Origin of the sequence: Moorena sp. SIOASIH, assembly GCF_010671925.1 — a bacterium.
Classification (GTDB): Bacteria; Cyanobacteriota; Cyanobacteriia; order Cyanobacteriales; family Coleofasciculaceae; genus Moorena.
Map to the genome: position 1 here is coordinate 1303106 of NZ_JAAHIH010000004.1, position 16195 is coordinate 1319300.

Here is a 16195-nt window from a genome sequence, read left to right on the forward strand (position 1 = left end):
TTATCAATAAACCCTGCCTTAATGTGCTTTTTGACAATGGATTGTCTTGATGCAGTTGGTCATAAAGGAAACCCCAAAACAGCAAGACAGCACTAGCTTCCCAAGACCGCGCTGCATCGATCCGCGTGCTTGTTGACCATGCTATATCTACATATAGTGTTTGTTAAATGCAAAAAACACTATATATAGGATTCTGAAAATTAGATGCTTTTACCCTGATTGATAATGATACCGAGCCTGCAAAAAGTAAACTCGATTTCCACTAACTTTATAAACCAAGCGATGTTCCAAGTCAATACGACGTGACCAAATATCTGAACCCATATACTTAAGCGGTTCAGGTTTTCCTAGTCCTGTGAACGGATCACCATCTAGACTATCCGCTACTAAATCGAGGATCTTGTCTCCTTTTTTGAAATCGTTGCGATACCACCAACGAAGATCTGCTTTGAAATCAGGACTGAAAACCGGAACATACCCAGCTAATTGCTTCTGGTCAGCAGGAGTCGAAACACCACGGTCTTTCTTACCCTTGTCACGACTTAATACCCAATTCCTCTTTTAATTCTTCCAAACTTTGAGGAGTAGCTTCTTCTGACTCTGCCCATTCCAAAGCCCTAAACAGGCGCTTGGCATTTTCTGGCGATCGCAACAGATAAATGGTTTCTAAGATACCAGACAATTCATCTTCAGCAATTAACGCGACATTTTTCTGGTTATCACCCTTGATTACGATAATTTCGCGTTCATCGTAAACTTGATCTAGGATGCTAGCTAGGTTAGCTCTTGCTTGAGAATAGGTAGTTTCCCGACTTAACATCGTTTCCCTGAGGCTGATTTGTAGATCATTATTGCACATACCTCACATTGAAACTGCACGGTAATCTGATCGGTGGAATGGCCATCTTGGTGGAACAGGCATCTTGCCTGTTTCATGTTCCAGCATTTTGGTAGAACAGGCATCTTGCCTGCTACAATTCCCGGCATCTTGGTGGAACAGGCATCTTGGTGGAACAGGCATCTTGCCTGTTACAATTCCCGGCATCTTGGTAGAACAGGCATCTTGGTGGAACAGGCATCTTGCCTGTTACAATTGCCGGGCAGGCAGGATGCCCACCCCACTGATGTTGATCCCGCCCCTCAGCAATGCCGGATTTTTGCCCTCTTACCTACTCCCTACTCCCTACTCCCTACTCCCTACTCCCTATTCCCGATTCCCTTTCTTACCCAAATACCCCCTCAATTCCTAACTGTTCCAACCCTCGCCCAATCAACACCAAGCGAGTCTGACGCTTTTCATCAGCTTGCCAAGCACGGTCAAAGAAGCTCTCAATGCGATCGCCTACTCCTTGGATCACCATCCGCATCGGTTTATTCGCAACATTCACAAATCCCTTAATACGATAAATTTCTTGCTGTTGCACCAATTCTCGTAATTTTGTCTTGATTACCTTTGGATCAAATGCCTGATCTAAAATCAAATTAACTGAATTAATATCATCATCATGGTCATGGTCTTCTTCATGATCATGATGGCTAGGACGTGAGTCTAAATTATCTTCTACTCCGGCATTAAATCCTAGCAGTAAATCAGGACTAATTTCTCCCTCGTGACAAGGAACGACTTTCACACTACTTGGTAACTGCTGTTGCAACCAATTGTTTACTTTAGTTTGAGTAGGACTATCCACTAAATCCACTTTAGTCAACAGCACCATATCAGCACAAGCTAGCTGGTCTTCAAACAGTTCCTCGATGGGAGTTTCATGTTCCAAGGTTGGGTCAGCCTGACGTTGCGCTTCTAAAGCATTGATATCGCTGACTAAAGCACCAGCCGCTAAGGCATCGCAGTCTACTACAGTAACCACCCCATCCACCGTAGCGCCAGTCCGAATTTCTGGCCAACGAAATGCTTGAACTAGAGGTTTAGGCAACGCTAATCCCGAGGTTTCAATCAGTATATTATCAATTTTGTCACGACGCTTCAGCAATTCTTGAATTGTCGGTAAAAATTCTTCCTGAACCGTGCAACACAGACAACCATTCGCTAGTTCTAAAATATTATTATTGGCGTCATCGTCTTCATCACAAATCTGACAGGAACGCAATAGTTCCCCATCAATCCCTACTTCACCAAATTCATTAACAATTACAGCAATGCGCCTGCCCTGATTATTTTGGAGCAGGTGACGAACGAGAGTAGTTTTGCCACTACCGAGGAATCCAGTAACAACTGTAACAGGAATTTTTGCAGCCATTTTAAGTAAGTTAAGGAGTAAAGTTAAGGTTTAAGGTTGGTTGAAGGTTATTTTGTTGAAGGTTGAAGGTTGGTTGGTTGTTCGCATAGCGTGGCCTTTTGGCCAAGGTTGAAGGTTGAAGGTTGAAGGTTGAAGGTTGAAGGTTATTTTGTTGAAGGTTATTTTGTTGAAGGTTATTTTGTTGAAGGTTATTTTGTTGAAGGTTGAAGGTTGGTTGGTTGTTCGCATAGCGTGGCCTTTTGGCCAAGGTTGAAGGTTGGTTGGTTGTTCGCGTAGCGTGGCCTTTTGGCCAAGGTTGTTCGCCTTTGGCGTTCGGTGTAGGGTAGGTTTAAGGCTGGGATAGGGATCCGTGTAGGAATTGTGATAATTTTTGTTCCCTGTTCCCTGTTCCCTGTTCCCTGTTCCCGACAACTGCCGCGAAGTCTATTACCTAAACGTACATACTGGGTATTTTTCAAACAATCGAGAAGCAATTGTTTGGTATTCAATGATGCTGTTTCGGACTACAAAACTGTCCGTTCCATCGTAGGAATGATCATTTAACGGCGTGTAGTTCCAAGTAATGTAGATAACTTCGCCTTCGATTGTTTCGGGAACGATTATATTATTGCCATCTGCAAATATCTCAAAAAGACTGTCAAAAACGCAGGCTACTTGGTCAATACCCTTGTAAACTGTGTGGTTGAGAATCAAGATGGAGTCTTCCGAATAGTCAGACATAATGTCTTCTAGGTCGGAGTTTGCCCATGCATTAATGTGGTGTTCCCATACCTTTCTCGTTTCCTCTGTTGTTTCATCGGCACGCCAGTTATAATAGGCTACCAAATTGGTGTTCAACCTCGGTTCGGCGTTCCCAACAGAAGCATCTGCAAGTACTGGAGCGGAAAAACACGCCCAGCAAAGCCCGATCGCGATCGCAGTTAATATCCCGGCTTTTAACCACTTCAAACTTCCCAAAATATTTGTATAAATCATAGACTATCTCCTTATAACTATTCAACAAACTAACAATACTTTTTATAGCGTTTCTTGGGGTTATGAGGTACGATTTTTAACCTCAAAGTCCCCCTTTTTAAGGGGGATTTAGGGGGATCGCTTTGTCCCTCATAGCTATAATAATTGCTATAGTTTTAAGCTCTCAGCTTTTTGGCTGAGGTATTTATAGCGTATCAATTATAAATTAGCAACTTTGGAATCCTCCGGTAAAGTAAAACCAATAAGAGAAGACATCAATATCTCACGGTTCAGTTAGAACGTTTAATCGGGTGATATTCGATCGCCATCCAGATACAATCCGTATCTGAATAATACTGATGCCACGGATAGGTATAGTGCTGGTTTTCGTGTACTTCACAAAAAGGAACGATCTGGGTGTATCCCTCAGTCATCAAGAGATCTTCATAGAGAGTCCCAAAATCCTTTTCTTTGAACTTCTGCATTCGTCCCTGTCCCAAAACTTGGGTGTGAATCTCAAGAAAGTCATGTTGGTTATGGATTGCACAATCGGTACGAGAAGGGGCATACCAGAGGTTAACTTTAACAGAGAACTTTTCTTGTTGATGGGGTGTACTCGATTGCCTTGCCATAAAATAGGGATCGACTTCTAGAATTCCAGCCTCATCTTGAGGAGACTTCCACAGCGGTACATCTTTGGGGAAGTCGATCAAATTCCCTAATAGATTCCACCCAGGCTCAAAGACAATCTTGCCGATGTTTTTGCTCTCTACTACCTCCAGCAAAAGTAAGGATTTGGCTTTTTGGACAGTAGTATCTTTGAGGATGGTAGATGAAAAAGCCGGAATAATGCTGGTGTTCGTTTCGCTCAGGTAAGCATCTGTCTCTTCAGGATTAACGGTGATAGTACGACTGTTAATGGGATAATTTTCCACATTTTCAACGTACTTCCCATCTATGTAGGCACCGGAAAAGTTAAGTTGTTTAACTTGGTTAGCTTTCATCGGTTTTTGACACAGAATTAAAGGACTAGCTACCTAAGAGGTTGTCTGAGAAGTCTCATTTGCTACATCCAAGCCCCCGTTGGTTCCCCAAGCGAGCAATCCCTCGCTTGGGGGACTTTTAGCAGCAAATTGATTCTTCCCCACCGGTGCGCACCGCATAATTCGGGGGCTAGGGGGGCAAAATTCAGTATCAAAAAACTTTTTAGATATCCTCTAAGGCGGAAGGCAAAATGAAGAATGGTGAATGCTGAAAGCAGAATACATAAAGCAGAATTATAAATTCTCATCAATTCTTAATTCTTCATTCTTAATTCTTCATTCTTAATTCTTCATTCTTCATTATTAAAACCTCTTATCCAAAAATTGCAGAGGATAGGAAAACTACTCCTACTGAGCAGATACCAAAGCCTAAAATTCTTATCAGTGGGAAGGGTTGATCTTTCCATTGTTTGATCAACCTCTTACTCAAACCTAGGGCTAGGATGGCAATACCATACTGAATCACACTGAAGCCAATCAGGTAAGCCAAGAGTGGACTCATTTGAGCACCTACAATTGCTTCACCATAGGCATAGCCATGAAAAATACCAGCTAAGCTCGCTAACCCCAGCACTACAGATATATTGGGAATTTTGGCACTCAAGAGTAGTCCGCCAAAGAGCACCACTGAAGTAGCGATCGCAATCTCTGGTATTGGTAAGTCCATTCCCAGCAAGTGAATACCTGTCCCGAGTAGGGTGGTGAGGACAAAAGCACCTGGAATCAGGAAACCACTGGTAAATCCGACTGCAATTAAGCCAACAGCAATCACAAAGGCGAGATGATCGAAACCAATCACGGGATGACCTAATCCAGACAAAAATCCTGTGATGAAATTATCGGGTCTCTCGCCACCAAAGGGATGGTGAGCCATGGCTTGTTGTGCTGTACTTAAAATCCCCATCCATACCAACAGAGCCATAGCATTAAAGCCAAGTTTCTGGTTTTGATAACGGGAGGTATAAGACCGATTGCTGGCGGAAAATTTGCTTTTTGACATCGGGTAAATGCTGGTTAATGAATGATAAAAATACTTCGGACAGTTTAGTGCTAATTACCTTGACATACTAGGCTTTATAAGACTATCTCGAAAAAGTAGAAAGTAGTCTCGTAGCAGATTTAAACTGAGCTGTTCGCGTAGCGTGCGCGTAGCGCATAAGCTGATAGCTGATAGCTTACGATAAAACTTACATATCAAACCTATTAAATACTTTCTAGTCAACCACTAGTTTTCAAAAAGGGCATCACAAACATTACTGGTATAGCACTACGCATTAAGAAGGCTAGGACATTTATACAAGCAGCAAAAGTGTTATAGTAAACTCTTGCCTTTTGCCTTTTGCCTTTTGCCTTGCGCTATAACTGTGGTTGCCTACTCACTAATTTTGGAAATGCTACATCAGACATCATCTGTACCTCGCAGATGCATTTAACAACAACTGACACCATTGGCGGGCATTCTGACTTAGAGGTGACAGACCTCATCACAGCTGCGGGACAGCGCCGGACTTGCACCGGACTTTCCCCGTTACCTCTGGTGAGTGCTCTTCACCAGAACCCATGGAACTTCAGGTAGTTTAGCACAATCTGACCTATATTATTTGTTAAATATTAATTAAGATATTAATTACGATTAATTAAGATTAATTAATCGTAATTAATTAAAGCGGTTTTTAGTTTAATGAGGTACATAGGATTTTTTCCCTATTCCCTATTCCCTATTCCCTATTCCCTATTCCCTATTCCCTATTCCCTATTCCCTGTTCCCTGTTCCCTGTTCACTGTTCTTACGATCTTGGGTTATCCCTTTCCTCGACACTAGGGAACTGGCCTACTGCCGGGAGAGGGGTAGCATGGTCATCGGGAACGATTTTTGAACCAAATATTTTAGCGTAAACTTGGGTAAATTCAGCTCCTAAAAAGATAATTTGAGACGAATAGTATACCCAAGCCAATAAAACCACCAGAGAACCAGCAGCACCGTAACTTGAGGAAAAACTGCTTCTGCCGAGATACCATGACAATAGCCATTTACCCAAGTTAAACAGTAAGGTAGTGATAATTGCTCCAACCCAGACATCCTTCCAGGCAATTTTCACATCTGGCAAGTACTTGTAAACCAGAGCAAACATCAGGCTAAGGATACCAAAGGACACCAGCAAGTCCAGAATTGTCCAGACAAAGTTAAGTTGGTATAGCCATAGGAAACCCAGTTCCTTGAGGAATTCGCTCTCATAAGACCTCAAAGCGGATAAGGCAGTACTGAGCACAGCGGACAATAGCAGAAAAAGTCCCACACCCAGCACGGTCAGAAACGAAAGAATCCGTTTTTTCAAAATACCCCAGATGCCCCGTCCCGGTTTCAGCTTCACATCCCAAATCGTATTCAAGGCATCTTGGAGTTCGCCAAATACCCCAGATGCACCAAACAACAGCACCACAATACTAATCAAGGAAGCCAACCCCCCACTAGCATCAGGCCGATTGGCATTAGTAATGGCTGTCTGAATAAACTGTGCCCCCTGTTCGCCAACCAATCCTTGGATTTGCTCTACAATCTCGCCCTTAGCCGCCTCTTCCCCAAAGATAGACCCCACAATTGCGATCGCAATAATTAACACTGGCGCTAGGGAAAAAATCATGTAATAGGATAATGCTGCTGCTAGTCGAGATGCGTTATCCTCCTTCCATTCTTTAAACGTTTCTTTAAGCAGTCCTAAAATAGCCTTGGGATTCATCACCATAACTCCTGGACACGGGTTAATCGGCATCCTGCCAGTGGAAATACCTGACAATGCCTGAGAATATTCTAGATTGACAATTGATTGTAGTTAATCGACTATGGTTTCAAAAGTCAGTTAATCTTAAGCATTCAGCTAATGCGCTACCGGCACGCTACTTGATGTGCCGTCAGCTATCAGCCAAAGGCCAAGGGCTTTTACCCAGACTTTCCATTCTCATTAATCTCGAACTATTAAATTCTGCTGTTTACGCACGCTACGCTAACGGCGCACGCTACGCTAACGGCGCACGCTACGCTAACGAGATTTATTTTACGGCGGTTTGCATAACTATCAAGTACACAGGATTTTCTCTTTCTTCCCTCTTTCCTGCTCCGAAGTCCCTGCTCCGAAGTCCCTAAAACCCAAGAATTTGTACCTGAGTGAATTGCAAACCGCTGTAAGCATGATAGCTGACAGGTAGTGGGGTAAGGTAATTGCAGGAAAAGCAATAGCATCTGAAGTTACCCATGATTGAAAACCAGTTTGTAAGGAACTTCGTCTCCTCCTTATCCAAACGTGGCAAACTACCAATTAGCTTTGTAATTCATTTGGAAGATGGGTCACTCACCACTATTGGAGAAGAGAAACCGATCTTGGATATATACATCAAAAATACAGCTGGTCGAAAAGCTTTCATGTCTTTAGACCAATTACTGATAGTGGAAGCTTACATCAAGGGTGATATTGATTTCGAAGGGGACTTAATCAAGGCCATGTCGTTCCAGCAGCTGTTATCCGATCAGCATATTTTGCTAAAGATAGGTCGGCGACTCAAGCCCATCTTACTTGGGCGGGAAAAATGCAATCCAGATTGGATCTCAAAGCATTATGACTCCCATAATATCCAATTGTTCGCTATGGATACCGATTACAATACTTATACTCCTGGGATATATGAGAAAGATGAGGATAGCCTAGAGGTTGGAGCTGAACGCAAGTTAGACTTTGCCTTTCAATCTCTTAATCTCAAACCGAATGATTCAGTACTAGATATTGGCTCTGGCTGGGGCGGTTTCCTGCGTTTTGCCCCACGCCGAAATATCCCTGTGACTGGAATTACCTTATCCAACCACCAAAAACAGTATGTAGAAGATTTAATTGAAAACAATAACTTTGATGCAGAGGTCAAGTATCAAGACTTTTTCTCTTTCCAACCCAGCCATAAATATGATGGCATAGTCATGATGGGGGTAATCGAAGATTTGTCAGATTATCCTCGAGTAATGGGGCGTCTCTTGAACTACCTTAAACCAGGCGGACGAGTATATCTTGACTTTGCCTCACACAAAAAGTCATTTGGCACCCACAGTTTTATTACCAAGTATATCTGGCCGGGAACCTTTCGGATGGTGTATATGCCGGAATTTATCGATGCTGTTAAAGAATCACCATTTGAGATCAAAGTCATCTATAACGACCGTCGCAACTATTATCTTTGGGCTAAGGGAATGTATGAGCGCTGGATGGCAAAAAAAGCAGATATTATCGACAAGTCAAATGAACAAATCTGGCGCACATTCCGGATACTTTTTGCGGCAACAGCAGGTACCATGAACAAATCATCATACGATTCGACGGCCTATCGGGTGGTTTTAGAATTACCCGAGGATCACAAATCTATACAATAACTGTGGTCAGACCTAGATTCCTAGCTCAATTTTGAATTGATGGTAATCGTCTAGCTTCTAGACATATAGCGTTTCTCATAGTAATGAGCTACACAGGATTTTTTCCGTCTCCCCTCACTAGGAGAAACGCGCTATATGTCTGGTTCCAAATCAGATTAGTATCGGAAAGTCCTCCTCAAGAATTTCCCATGGAGCTAAATAAACCATAAGGAGTCGTTAAAGAGTACTATTAGACTACTATGATTTGACTCAGGGAAATTTGACTAGAGTTGCTCTATGCCCGCACTGACCACAAAACCTGCCAACCCTACCTTTCCCCTCACCGCCGTGGTGGGTCAAGAAGCCATTAAACTCGCCCTCCTCCTTGCAGCCATTGACCCTGGATTAGGAGGCGTTGCGATCGCAGGACGCCGTGGCACAGCTAAATCAGTGATGGCACGGGCAATCCATACCTTGCTCCCCCCGATTGAAGTGGTTAAGGGTTCCTTGAGTAACTGTACTCCAGAAGAAGAAGAGTTACAGGAACAGTTACAGGTTGACCAGTTGAAGGTTGAAGGTTGTTTGGAGAACCTTCAACCTGCTAACCTCGAACCTTTAACCGAAATCATCCCAGCTCCCTTCGTCCAAATTCCTCTAGGAGTGACCGAGGACCGACTCCTGGGTTCAGTGGATGTAGAACAATCTGTCAAACAAGGGGAACCGGTCTTTCAACCGGGATTACTTGCCCAAGCTCATCGGGGTGTGTTGTATGTGGATGACATTAACCTCCTTGATGACCAAATTGCTAACCAGCTACTGAGTGTTTTAACCGAAGGGCGCAACCTAATTGAGCGAGAGGGGATTAGTTTCCAACATCCCTGCAAACCAATTTTAATTGCTACCTACAATCCCGACGAGGGACCATTACGGGAACATTTATTGGACAGAATTGCCATTACCCTCTCTGCTGATGGTGTTTTGGCATTAGAGCAACGGGTGGAGGCAGTAGAACAAGCGATCGCATACGCTAACTCTCCCCAGAACTTTCTGGAGGAATACCAGGAGGATCTCGATACCCTCAAGACGGATATTATTCTAGCGCGAGAGTGGCTCAAGGATGTTGAGATTACCCATGACCAAATTACCTATCTCGTCAATGAAGCCATCCGAGGTGGTGTCCAAGGTCATCGGGCAGAACTGTTTGCGGTTCGAGTGGCAAAAGCTGCAGCAGCCTTAGATGGTCGTCAGACAGTTAATGCCGAGGATTTGCGTCGGGCGGTGGAATTGGTAATTGTCCCCCGTTCGACTATGGTAGAAACACCACCAGAAGAAGCTCCACCACCTCCTCCCCCACCCCCACAAGATCAATCTCAGGAAGAGCAAGAGCAAGAGGAAGACAAGGACGACGACAATGACTCAGAGGAGCAAGAACAGGAAGCTCCAAGTATCCCGGAAGAGTTTCTCTTTGACCCAGAAGGGGTGATTCTTGACCCTAGTGTGCTCTACTTTGCCCAGATGGCACAACGGCAAGGTAAGTCCGGAAACCGTAGCATTATCTTTTCAGAAGACCGGGGTCGGTATGTCAAACCGATACTACCCAAGGGGAAAGTAAGGCGGATTGCTGTAGATGCCACCCTCAGAGCTGCTGCCCCCTATCAAAAAGCTCGTAGGCAACGTCATCCTAACCGTCGGGTGATTATCGAACAAGGGGATTTACGATCCAAGCGGTTAGCCCGAAGAGCTGGCTCCTTGGTAGTTTTTGTAGTAGATGCGTCAGGGTCTATGGCTCTAAACCGGATGCAATCTGCTAAAGGAGCAGTGATGCAGCTTCTGACGGAAGCTTATGAAAACCGTGACCAAGTCTCCCTGATTCCCTTCCGGGGAGAACAAGCGGATGTGCTGTTACCCCCTACCCGTTCCATTGCTTTAGCAAAGCGGCGTTTAGAGCGATTACCTTGTGGTGGCGGTTCCCCTTTAGCTCATGGATTGACTCAGGCAGTGCATGTGGGCATGAATGCTCAATTGTCTGGGGATATTGGTCAAGTGGTAATTGTGGCAATTACTGATGGTCGGGGCAATATTCCCTTAGCTCGTTCTTTGGGAGAACCTCTACCAGAAGGCGAAAAGCCAGATATTAAAGGAGAATTGTTGGAAATTGCCGCTCGGATTCGAGCTAATGGGGTTCAATTATTAGTAATTGATACCGAAAGTAAGTTTGTGTCTACTGGTTTTGCCAAGGAATTAGCCAAACAAGCAGGTGGTAAGTATTATCATTTACCGAAAGCTACTGATAAAGCGATCGCAGCTATGACTAAGAATGCGATCGCTGATATCACATCTCGGTAAGTAGCAAAGGTAACAGGGAATAGGGAACAGGGAACAAAATTCTCACAATTGATTCCATTCATTAGCTGACGGCTGACGGCTGACGGCTGACGGCTAATAGCTGTTGGCGTAGCCTGCGCTTAGCGCATATGCTTACCTGCGATATTCCTTTGGCGAAGGGGTTTCTAGTTACTAAAGTTGATAGAATTTGCGCAAAAGATGACCAACTCTTGAATCAACAACCATGAAACGCCGAAAATTTTTTAGTAACGCTGCGATTGGTGCAGCCAGTACAGCTGCCTTAGCGGCCTGTAATCAAACTAGTACAGGACCAGTTGCTCAATCCGGCAGTCAGCCTATGGTTCGATGGAAAATGGTGACCAGCTGGCCAAAATCCCTAGATACTATCTATGGGGGAGCTGATACTGTCTGTAAGCGGGTCAGTGCAATGACCAATGGGCGTTTCCAGATTACCCCCTTTGCTGCTGGTGAAATTGTACCAGGATTAGAGGTTCTAGATGCCGTCCAACAAGGAACCGTTGAGTGTGGTCATACTGCTAGTTACTACTACGTTGGCAAAAATCCTGCCCTAGCATTCGGCACTAGTGTACCCTTTGGTCTAACCGCTCCACAACAAAATGCTTGGTTGTATCACGGTGGTGGCTTGGAATTGCTCCAGGAACTCTATGCTGACTTTGGCGTGATTAATTTTCCAGCGGGTAACACCAGTGCTCAGATGGGAGGTTGGTTCAAGAAACAAATTAATTCTGTAGCTGACCTGAAGGGATTAAAAATGCGTATCCCTGGATTGGGAGGTAAAGTGATGGAGCGCTTGGGGGTGAATGTCCAAGTATTACCTGGGGGTGAAATTTTCCTTGCCCTAGACCGGGGAGCCATTGATGCCGCTGAATGGGTTGGTCCCTATGATGATGAGAAGCTGGGCTTGTACAAAGCAGCTAAGTTCTATTATTATCCAGGCTGGTGGGAACCCGGACCAACCCTAGAGGTGCAGGTTAATAAAAAAGCTTGGGATAAGTTGCCCAAGGACTATCAGGAAATTTTTAAAGATGCCGCCAGGTACGCCAATATCAACATGGGGGCTAAGTATGATGCTTTGAATGGAGCGGCATTGGAACGCTTGATTAAAGCAGGTACTAAGCTGACTCCTTACTCTCAAGACATTTTGCAGGCGGCTGAGAAAGCATCATTCGATTTATTTGAGGAAGATGCTAGCAAAGATGCCAAGTTTAAGAAAGTTTATGAACAGTGGAAAGGGTTTCGCAACCAAGTTTACAAGTGGAATGGCACAAATGAATTGAGTTTTGCTAATTTCGCCTTTTCTCGGAACTAGAGCACTATCGCCATCGTAAATTATCTTTTAACTGCTAACTTGGCTTTGATTGGGAACCAGCCAGTTAACCTGAACAATACTGTCGATGGCCAAAAGGCCACGCTACGCGAACAGGGAATTTTTACCAGATTTTTTAAATGAGGGGTGACACCCATCATTGATTATGCTAGATTGGGATCAGTAGATAGATGCAACCTGATGATCCAGAGAGTCTTGAAGACGGCTCTCTTATTTTTTTGGGAAAAATTCAAACGTGAACATATAGCAGTCGAAGGAAAGCTTAAGACATATTTCTACTCCCTGCTCCCTACTCCCTGCTCCCTTTCAATCCAAATACTCTGTCCTAAACTATACTTCGGTTGCTATACCTAGGGTCAGCTGCTTGGAAAATTTTTAAATGAGGGGTGACACCCCTCGATAAATCGGTTATATTGAGATCAGTAGATAGATGCACCCTGATGACCTAGAGAGTCCCGAAGACGGCTCTCTTATTTTTTTTGGAAAAGCGATTGGTTGGTGCTTTGCCACCAAATAAAAAAGCGCTCCCTTTTTGGAGAGCGCTGTTAGGGGGTACCTTTGTACTCCCCTAGGGGTGATGAGATGAAAATCTGATTAGCCGTTGATAACTGGAGCAGTCAAAGCTACGGGAGTAGCTTCAGCAGCAGCTAGGTCTAGAGGGAAGTTGTGAGCGTTACGCTCGTGCATTACCTCGAAACCTAGGTTGGCACGGTTGAGTACATCAGCCCAGGTGTTGATCACGTGACCTTGTGAGTCAATGATGCTCTGGTTGAAGTTGAAGCCATTCAGGTTAAATGCCATGGTGCTGATGCCCAGTGCAGTAAACCAGATGCCGATTACAGGCCATGCACCCAAGAAGAAGTGCAAGGAACGGCTGTTGTTGAAGGAAGCGTATTGGAAGATTAAACGACCGAAGTAGCCGTGAGCTGCAACGATGTTGTAAGTTTCTTCCTCTTGACCGAACTTGTAACCATAGTTCTGAGACTCAGTTTCAGTAGTCTCACGTACTAAGGAGGAGGTTACCAAAGAACCGTGCATTGCAGAGAACAAGGAACCACCGAATACACCGGCTACACCTAGCATGTGGAACGGGTGCATTAGGATGTTGTGCTCAGCTTGGAACACAAACATAAAGTTGAAGGTTCCGCTGATACCGAGAGGCATACCATCGGAGAAAGAACCTTGTCCGATTGGGTAGATCAGGAACACGGCGCTAGCAGCTGCAACTGGTGCGCTGTAAGCGACGCAGATCCAAGGACGCATACCTAAGCGGTAGCTCAGTTCCCACTCACGACCCATGTAGGCGAATACACCAATCAGGAAGTGGAACACTACCAACTGGTAAGGACCACCGTTGTATAGCCACTCATCTAAGGAAGCAGCTTCCCAGATTGGGTAGAAGTGTAAGCCAATGGCGTTAGAAGAAGGAACAACAGCACCAGAGATGATGTTGTTGCCATACATCAGGGAGCCAGCAACCGGCTCGCGGATACCATCGATGTCCACAGGAGGAGCAGCGATGAAAGCAATGATGAAGCAGGTGGTAGCAGCTAGCAAAGTTGGGATCATTAAGATACCAAACCAGCCTACATAGAGGCGGTTGTTGGTAGAGGTGACCCAATTGCAGAACTGAGACCACACAGAGGTGTTGCTCTGCTGTAATACAGTAGTCATGTTCTTATGATTGCGGGTATGAATATGAAGTTATCGAGGTTCGTCCGGCTTGTGTGCGCCTTCATGTATTTATATTAAGTAATATATTTAGTTTTGTAAAGGGTTTTGAGAGTAATTGCCCGGATATATATTAAATAATGTAAATAAGTAAAACTTATATTAAAAAGTATTGACAAATAAAGCGTAATGTGATAACAAAAACAAAAATAGCCTACGCTACCAGATCAAAGCTTACGCTACCAGCACTTCCCGGTTAACCCGATTGGTTTTTCCGATTAATGATCAAACCACCCGATTATTTTGAATACACTCGCAATACCACTCAAAACTAGACTTAGGAATACGCTGTTGGGTTGGGTAATCAATATAAGTAATCCCAAAGCGGCGATCATATCCCCAATACCACTCAAAGTTATCGATTAGACTCCAAACAAAAAAGCGCTCCCCATCTGGAGAGCGCTTTGTTTTAACTTAGCGTATTATGCCAAGTTGAAATTAACCGTTGATCACTGGAGCAGTCAAAGCTACAGGAGTAGCTTCAGCAGCAGCTAGGTCTAGAGGGAAGTTGTGAGCGTTACGCTCGTGCATTACCTCGAAACCTAGGTTAGCCCGGTTAAGTACATCAGCCCAGGTGTTGATCACGTGACCTTGTGAGTCGATGATGCTCTGGTTGAAGTTGAAACCATTGAGGTTAAATGCCATGGTGCTGATGCCCAGTGCAGTAAACCAGATGCCGATTACAGGCCATGCACCTAAGAAGAAGTGCAAGGAACGGCTGTTGTTGAAGGAAGCGTATTGGAAGATTAAACGACCGAAGTAGCCGTGAGCTGCCACGATGTTGTAAGTTTCTTCCTCTTGACCGAACTTGTAACCATAGTTCTGAGACTCGGTTTCGGTGGTCTCACGCACTAAGGAGGAGGTCACCAAAGAACCGTGCATTGCAGAGAACAAGGAACCACCGAATACACCGGCTACACCTAGCATGTGGAACGGGTGCATCAGGATGTTGTGCTCAGCTTGGAACACGAACATGAAGTTGAAGGTTCCGCTGATACCGAGAGGCATACCATCGGAGAAAGAACCTTGTCCGATTGGGTAGATCAGGAACACGGCGCTAGCAGCTGCAACTGGTGCGCTGTAAGCGACGCAGATCCAAGGACGCATACCTAAGCGGTAGCTCAGTTCCCACTCACGACCCATGTAGGCGAATACACCAATCAGGAAGTGGAACACTACCAACTGGTAAGGACCACCGTTGTATAGCCACTCATCTAAGGAAGCAGCTTCCCAGATTGGGTAGAAGTGTAAGCCAATGGCGTTAGAAGAAGGAACAACAGCACCAGAGATGATGTTGTTTCCATACATCAGGGAGCCAGCAACCGGCTCGCGGATACCATCGATGTCCACAGGAGGAGCAGCGATGAAAGCAATGATGAAGCAGGTGGTAGCAGCTAGCAAAGTTGGGATCATTAAGATACCAAACCAGCCTACATAGAGGCGGTTGTTGGTAGAGGTGACCCAATTGCAGAACTGAGACCACACAGAGGTGTTGCTCTGTTGTAATACAGTAGTCATGTTCTTATGATTGCGGGTATGAATATGAAGTTATCGAGGTTCGTCCGGCTTGTGTGCGCCTTCATGTATTTATATTAAGTAATATATTTAGTTTTGTAAAGGGTTTTGGGAGTAATTTCCCCTCATGTTATTAAATAATGTAAATAAGTAAAACTTATATTAAAAAGTATTGACAAATAAATATTAATGTGATAACAAAAACAAAAATAGCCTACGCTACCAGATCAAATGCGTACGCTACCAGCATTTCCCGCTAAACCCTATGGGTGTTTCCGATTAATGATTAAACCACCCGATTATTTTGAATACACTCGCAATACCACTCAAAACTAGACTTAGGAATACGCTGTTGGGTTGGGTAATCAATATAAGTAATCCCAAAGCGGCGATCATATCCCCAATACCACTCAAAGTTATCGATTAGACTCCAAACAAAAAAGCGCTCCCCATCTGGAGAGCGCTTTGTTTTAACTTAGCGTATTATGCCAAGTTGAAATTAACCGTTGATCACTGGAGCAGTCAAAGCTACAGGAGTAGCTTCAGCAGCAGCTAGGTCTAGAGGGAAGTTGTGAGCGTTACGCTCGTGCATTACCTCGAAACCTAGGTT

The 16195-nt window shown here is 44.4% G+C and carries 17 protein-coding genes, 4 pseudogenes and 1 riboswitch; of the genes and pseudogenes, 7 read left to right on the plus strand and 14 right to left on the minus strand.

Annotated features, from left to right (window positions below; genetic code table 11):
* Nucleotides 1–210 precede the first annotated feature (210 nt).
* Both F6J90_RS27090 and F6J90_RS27095 read right to left on the minus strand, forming a co-directional pair.
* Nucleotides 211–453, minus strand: a pseudogene (locus F6J90_RS27090) (Txe/YoeB family addiction module toxin); the annotation flags it as partial.
* A gap of 82 nt (nt 454–535) precedes the next feature.
* A complete protein-coding gene (locus F6J90_RS27095; protein WP_366513891.1) occupies nt 536–820 on the minus strand; it encodes a type II toxin-antitoxin system Phd/YefM family antitoxin in 285 nt (94 codons plus the stop codon).
* 103 nt (nt 821–923) lie between these two features.
* Here F6J90_RS27095 and F6J90_RS27100 point away from each other — a divergent pair, with 103 nt between their 5' ends.
* Nucleotides 924–1250, plus strand: coding sequence for a hypothetical protein (locus F6J90_RS27100; RefSeq protein WP_293100636.1), 327 nt, complete (start codon nt 924–926; stop codon nt 1248–1250).
* On the opposite strand, the gene cobW is transcribed toward F6J90_RS27100, so the two are convergent.
* From cobW to F6J90_RS27130, 6 genes are all read right to left on the minus strand, one after another.
* A complete protein-coding gene (cobW, locus tag F6J90_RS27105) occupies nt 1224–2258 on the minus strand; it encodes a cobalamin biosynthesis protein CobW (protein ID WP_293100639.1) in 1035 nt (344 codons plus the stop codon). The two genes, F6J90_RS27100 and cobW, sit on opposite strands and share 27 nt — an antisense overlap.
* A 10-nt stretch (nt 2259–2268) precedes the next feature.
* On the minus strand, nt 2269–2505 hold the full coding sequence (locus F6J90_RS27110) for a hypothetical protein (RefSeq protein ID WP_293100641.1): 237 nt from the start codon (nt 2503–2505) through the stop codon (nt 2269–2271).
* On the minus strand, nt 2447–2716 hold the full coding sequence (locus tag F6J90_RS27115) for a hypothetical protein (RefSeq protein WP_293100644.1): 270 nt from the start codon (nt 2714–2716) through the stop codon (nt 2447–2449). Before F6J90_RS27115 ends, F6J90_RS27110 begins: the two co-directional genes overlap by 59 nt.
* On the minus strand, nt 2685–3233 hold the full coding sequence (locus F6J90_RS27120; RefSeq protein ID WP_293100647.1) for a nuclear transport factor 2 family protein: 549 nt from the start codon (nt 3231–3233) through the stop codon (nt 2685–2687). Before F6J90_RS27120 ends, F6J90_RS27115 begins: the two co-directional genes overlap by 32 nt.
* 269 nt (nt 3234–3502) lie before the next feature.
* A complete protein-coding gene (locus F6J90_RS27125; RefSeq protein ID WP_293100649.1) occupies nt 3503–4216 on the minus strand; it encodes a hypothetical protein in 714 nt (237 codons plus the stop codon).
* A 352-nt stretch (nt 4217–4568) separates the two neighbouring features.
* Nucleotides 4569–5255 carry a HupE/UreJ family protein gene (locus tag F6J90_RS27130; RefSeq protein WP_293100652.1) on the minus strand — a complete coding sequence of 229 codons (687 nt, stop codon included), beginning with the start codon at nt 5253–5255 and terminating at the stop codon, nt 4569–4571.
* A 432-nt stretch (nt 5256–5687) separates the two neighbouring features.
* A riboswitch (cobalamin riboswitch) is annotated at nt 5688–5832 on the minus strand.
* A 104-nt stretch (nt 5833–5936) separates the two neighbouring features.
* On the opposite strand from F6J90_RS27130, the gene F6J90_RS27135 reads away from it, so the two are divergent.
* Complete coding sequence (locus F6J90_RS27135) at nt 5937–6077, plus strand: hypothetical protein (RefSeq protein ID WP_293100655.1); 141 nt, start codon at nt 5937–5939, stop codon at nt 6075–6077.
* Here F6J90_RS27135 and F6J90_RS27140 read toward each other — a convergent pair.
* Nucleotides 6043–7026 carry a YihY/virulence factor BrkB family protein gene (locus F6J90_RS27140; protein WP_293100658.1) on the minus strand — a complete coding sequence of 328 codons (984 nt, stop codon included), beginning with the start codon at nt 7024–7026 and terminating at the stop codon, nt 6043–6045. The two genes, F6J90_RS27135 and F6J90_RS27140, sit on opposite strands and share 35 nt — an antisense overlap.
* A 50-nt stretch (nt 7027–7076) precedes the next feature.
* Here F6J90_RS27140 and F6J90_RS27145 point away from each other — a divergent pair, with 50 nt between their 5' ends.
* The 5 genes from F6J90_RS27145 (at nt 7077) to F6J90_RS27165 (ending at nt 12693) form a co-directional block, all read left to right on the plus strand.
* Entirely contained in the window at nt 7077–7397 is a 321-nt protein-coding gene (locus F6J90_RS27145; RefSeq protein WP_293100661.1) for a hypothetical protein, read from the plus strand.
* 108 nt (nt 7398–7505) lie between these two features.
* A complete protein-coding gene (locus tag F6J90_RS27150) occupies nt 7506–8666 on the plus strand; it encodes a class I SAM-dependent methyltransferase (RefSeq protein ID WP_293100663.1) in 1161 nt (386 codons plus the stop codon).
* A gap of 276 nt (nt 8667–8942) precedes the next feature.
* Complete coding sequence (gene bchD / locus F6J90_RS27155) at nt 8943–10991, plus strand: magnesium chelatase ATPase subunit D (RefSeq protein ID WP_293100666.1); 2049 nt, start codon at nt 8943–8945, stop codon at nt 10989–10991.
* Between the two features lie 223 nt (nt 10992–11214).
* Nucleotides 11215–12321: a TRAP transporter substrate-binding protein gene (locus F6J90_RS27160; RefSeq protein WP_293100669.1), complete on the plus strand. Its 1107-nt coding sequence runs from the start codon at nt 11215–11217 to the stop codon at nt 12319–12321.
* Nucleotides 12322–12519: 198 nt separating this feature from the next.
* The gene (locus tag F6J90_RS27165) at nt 12520–12693 is read left to right on the plus strand and encodes a hypothetical protein (protein ID WP_293100672.1); all 174 of its coding nucleotides are present in this window, start codon (nt 12520–12522) and stop codon (nt 12691–12693) included.
* A 240-nt stretch (nt 12694–12933) separates the two neighbouring features.
* On the opposite strand, the gene psbA (F6J90_RS27170) is transcribed toward F6J90_RS27165, so the two are convergent.
* The 5 genes and pseudogenes from psbA (F6J90_RS27170) to F6J90_RS27190 all read right to left on the minus strand — a co-directional run.
* Entirely contained in the window at nt 12934–14013 is a 1080-nt protein-coding gene (gene psbA / locus F6J90_RS27170; RefSeq protein WP_293096516.1) for a photosystem II q(b) protein, read from the minus strand.
* Nucleotides 14014–14295: 282 nt separating this feature from the next.
* A pseudogene (locus tag F6J90_RS27175) lies at nt 14296–14439 on the minus strand (family 1 glycosylhydrolase); the annotation flags it as partial.
* Nucleotides 14440–14508: 69 nt separating this feature from the next.
* Complete coding sequence (psbA, locus tag F6J90_RS27180) at nt 14509–15588, minus strand: photosystem II q(b) protein (RefSeq protein WP_293096516.1); 1080 nt, start codon at nt 15586–15588, stop codon at nt 14509–14511.
* Nucleotides 15589–15871: 283 nt separating this feature from the next.
* A pseudogene (locus tag F6J90_RS27185) lies at nt 15872–16015 on the minus strand (family 1 glycosylhydrolase); the annotation flags it as partial.
* A gap of 69 nt (nt 16016–16084) precedes the next feature.
* A pseudogene (locus F6J90_RS27190) lies at nt 16085–16195 on the minus strand (photosystem II protein D); the annotation flags it as partial.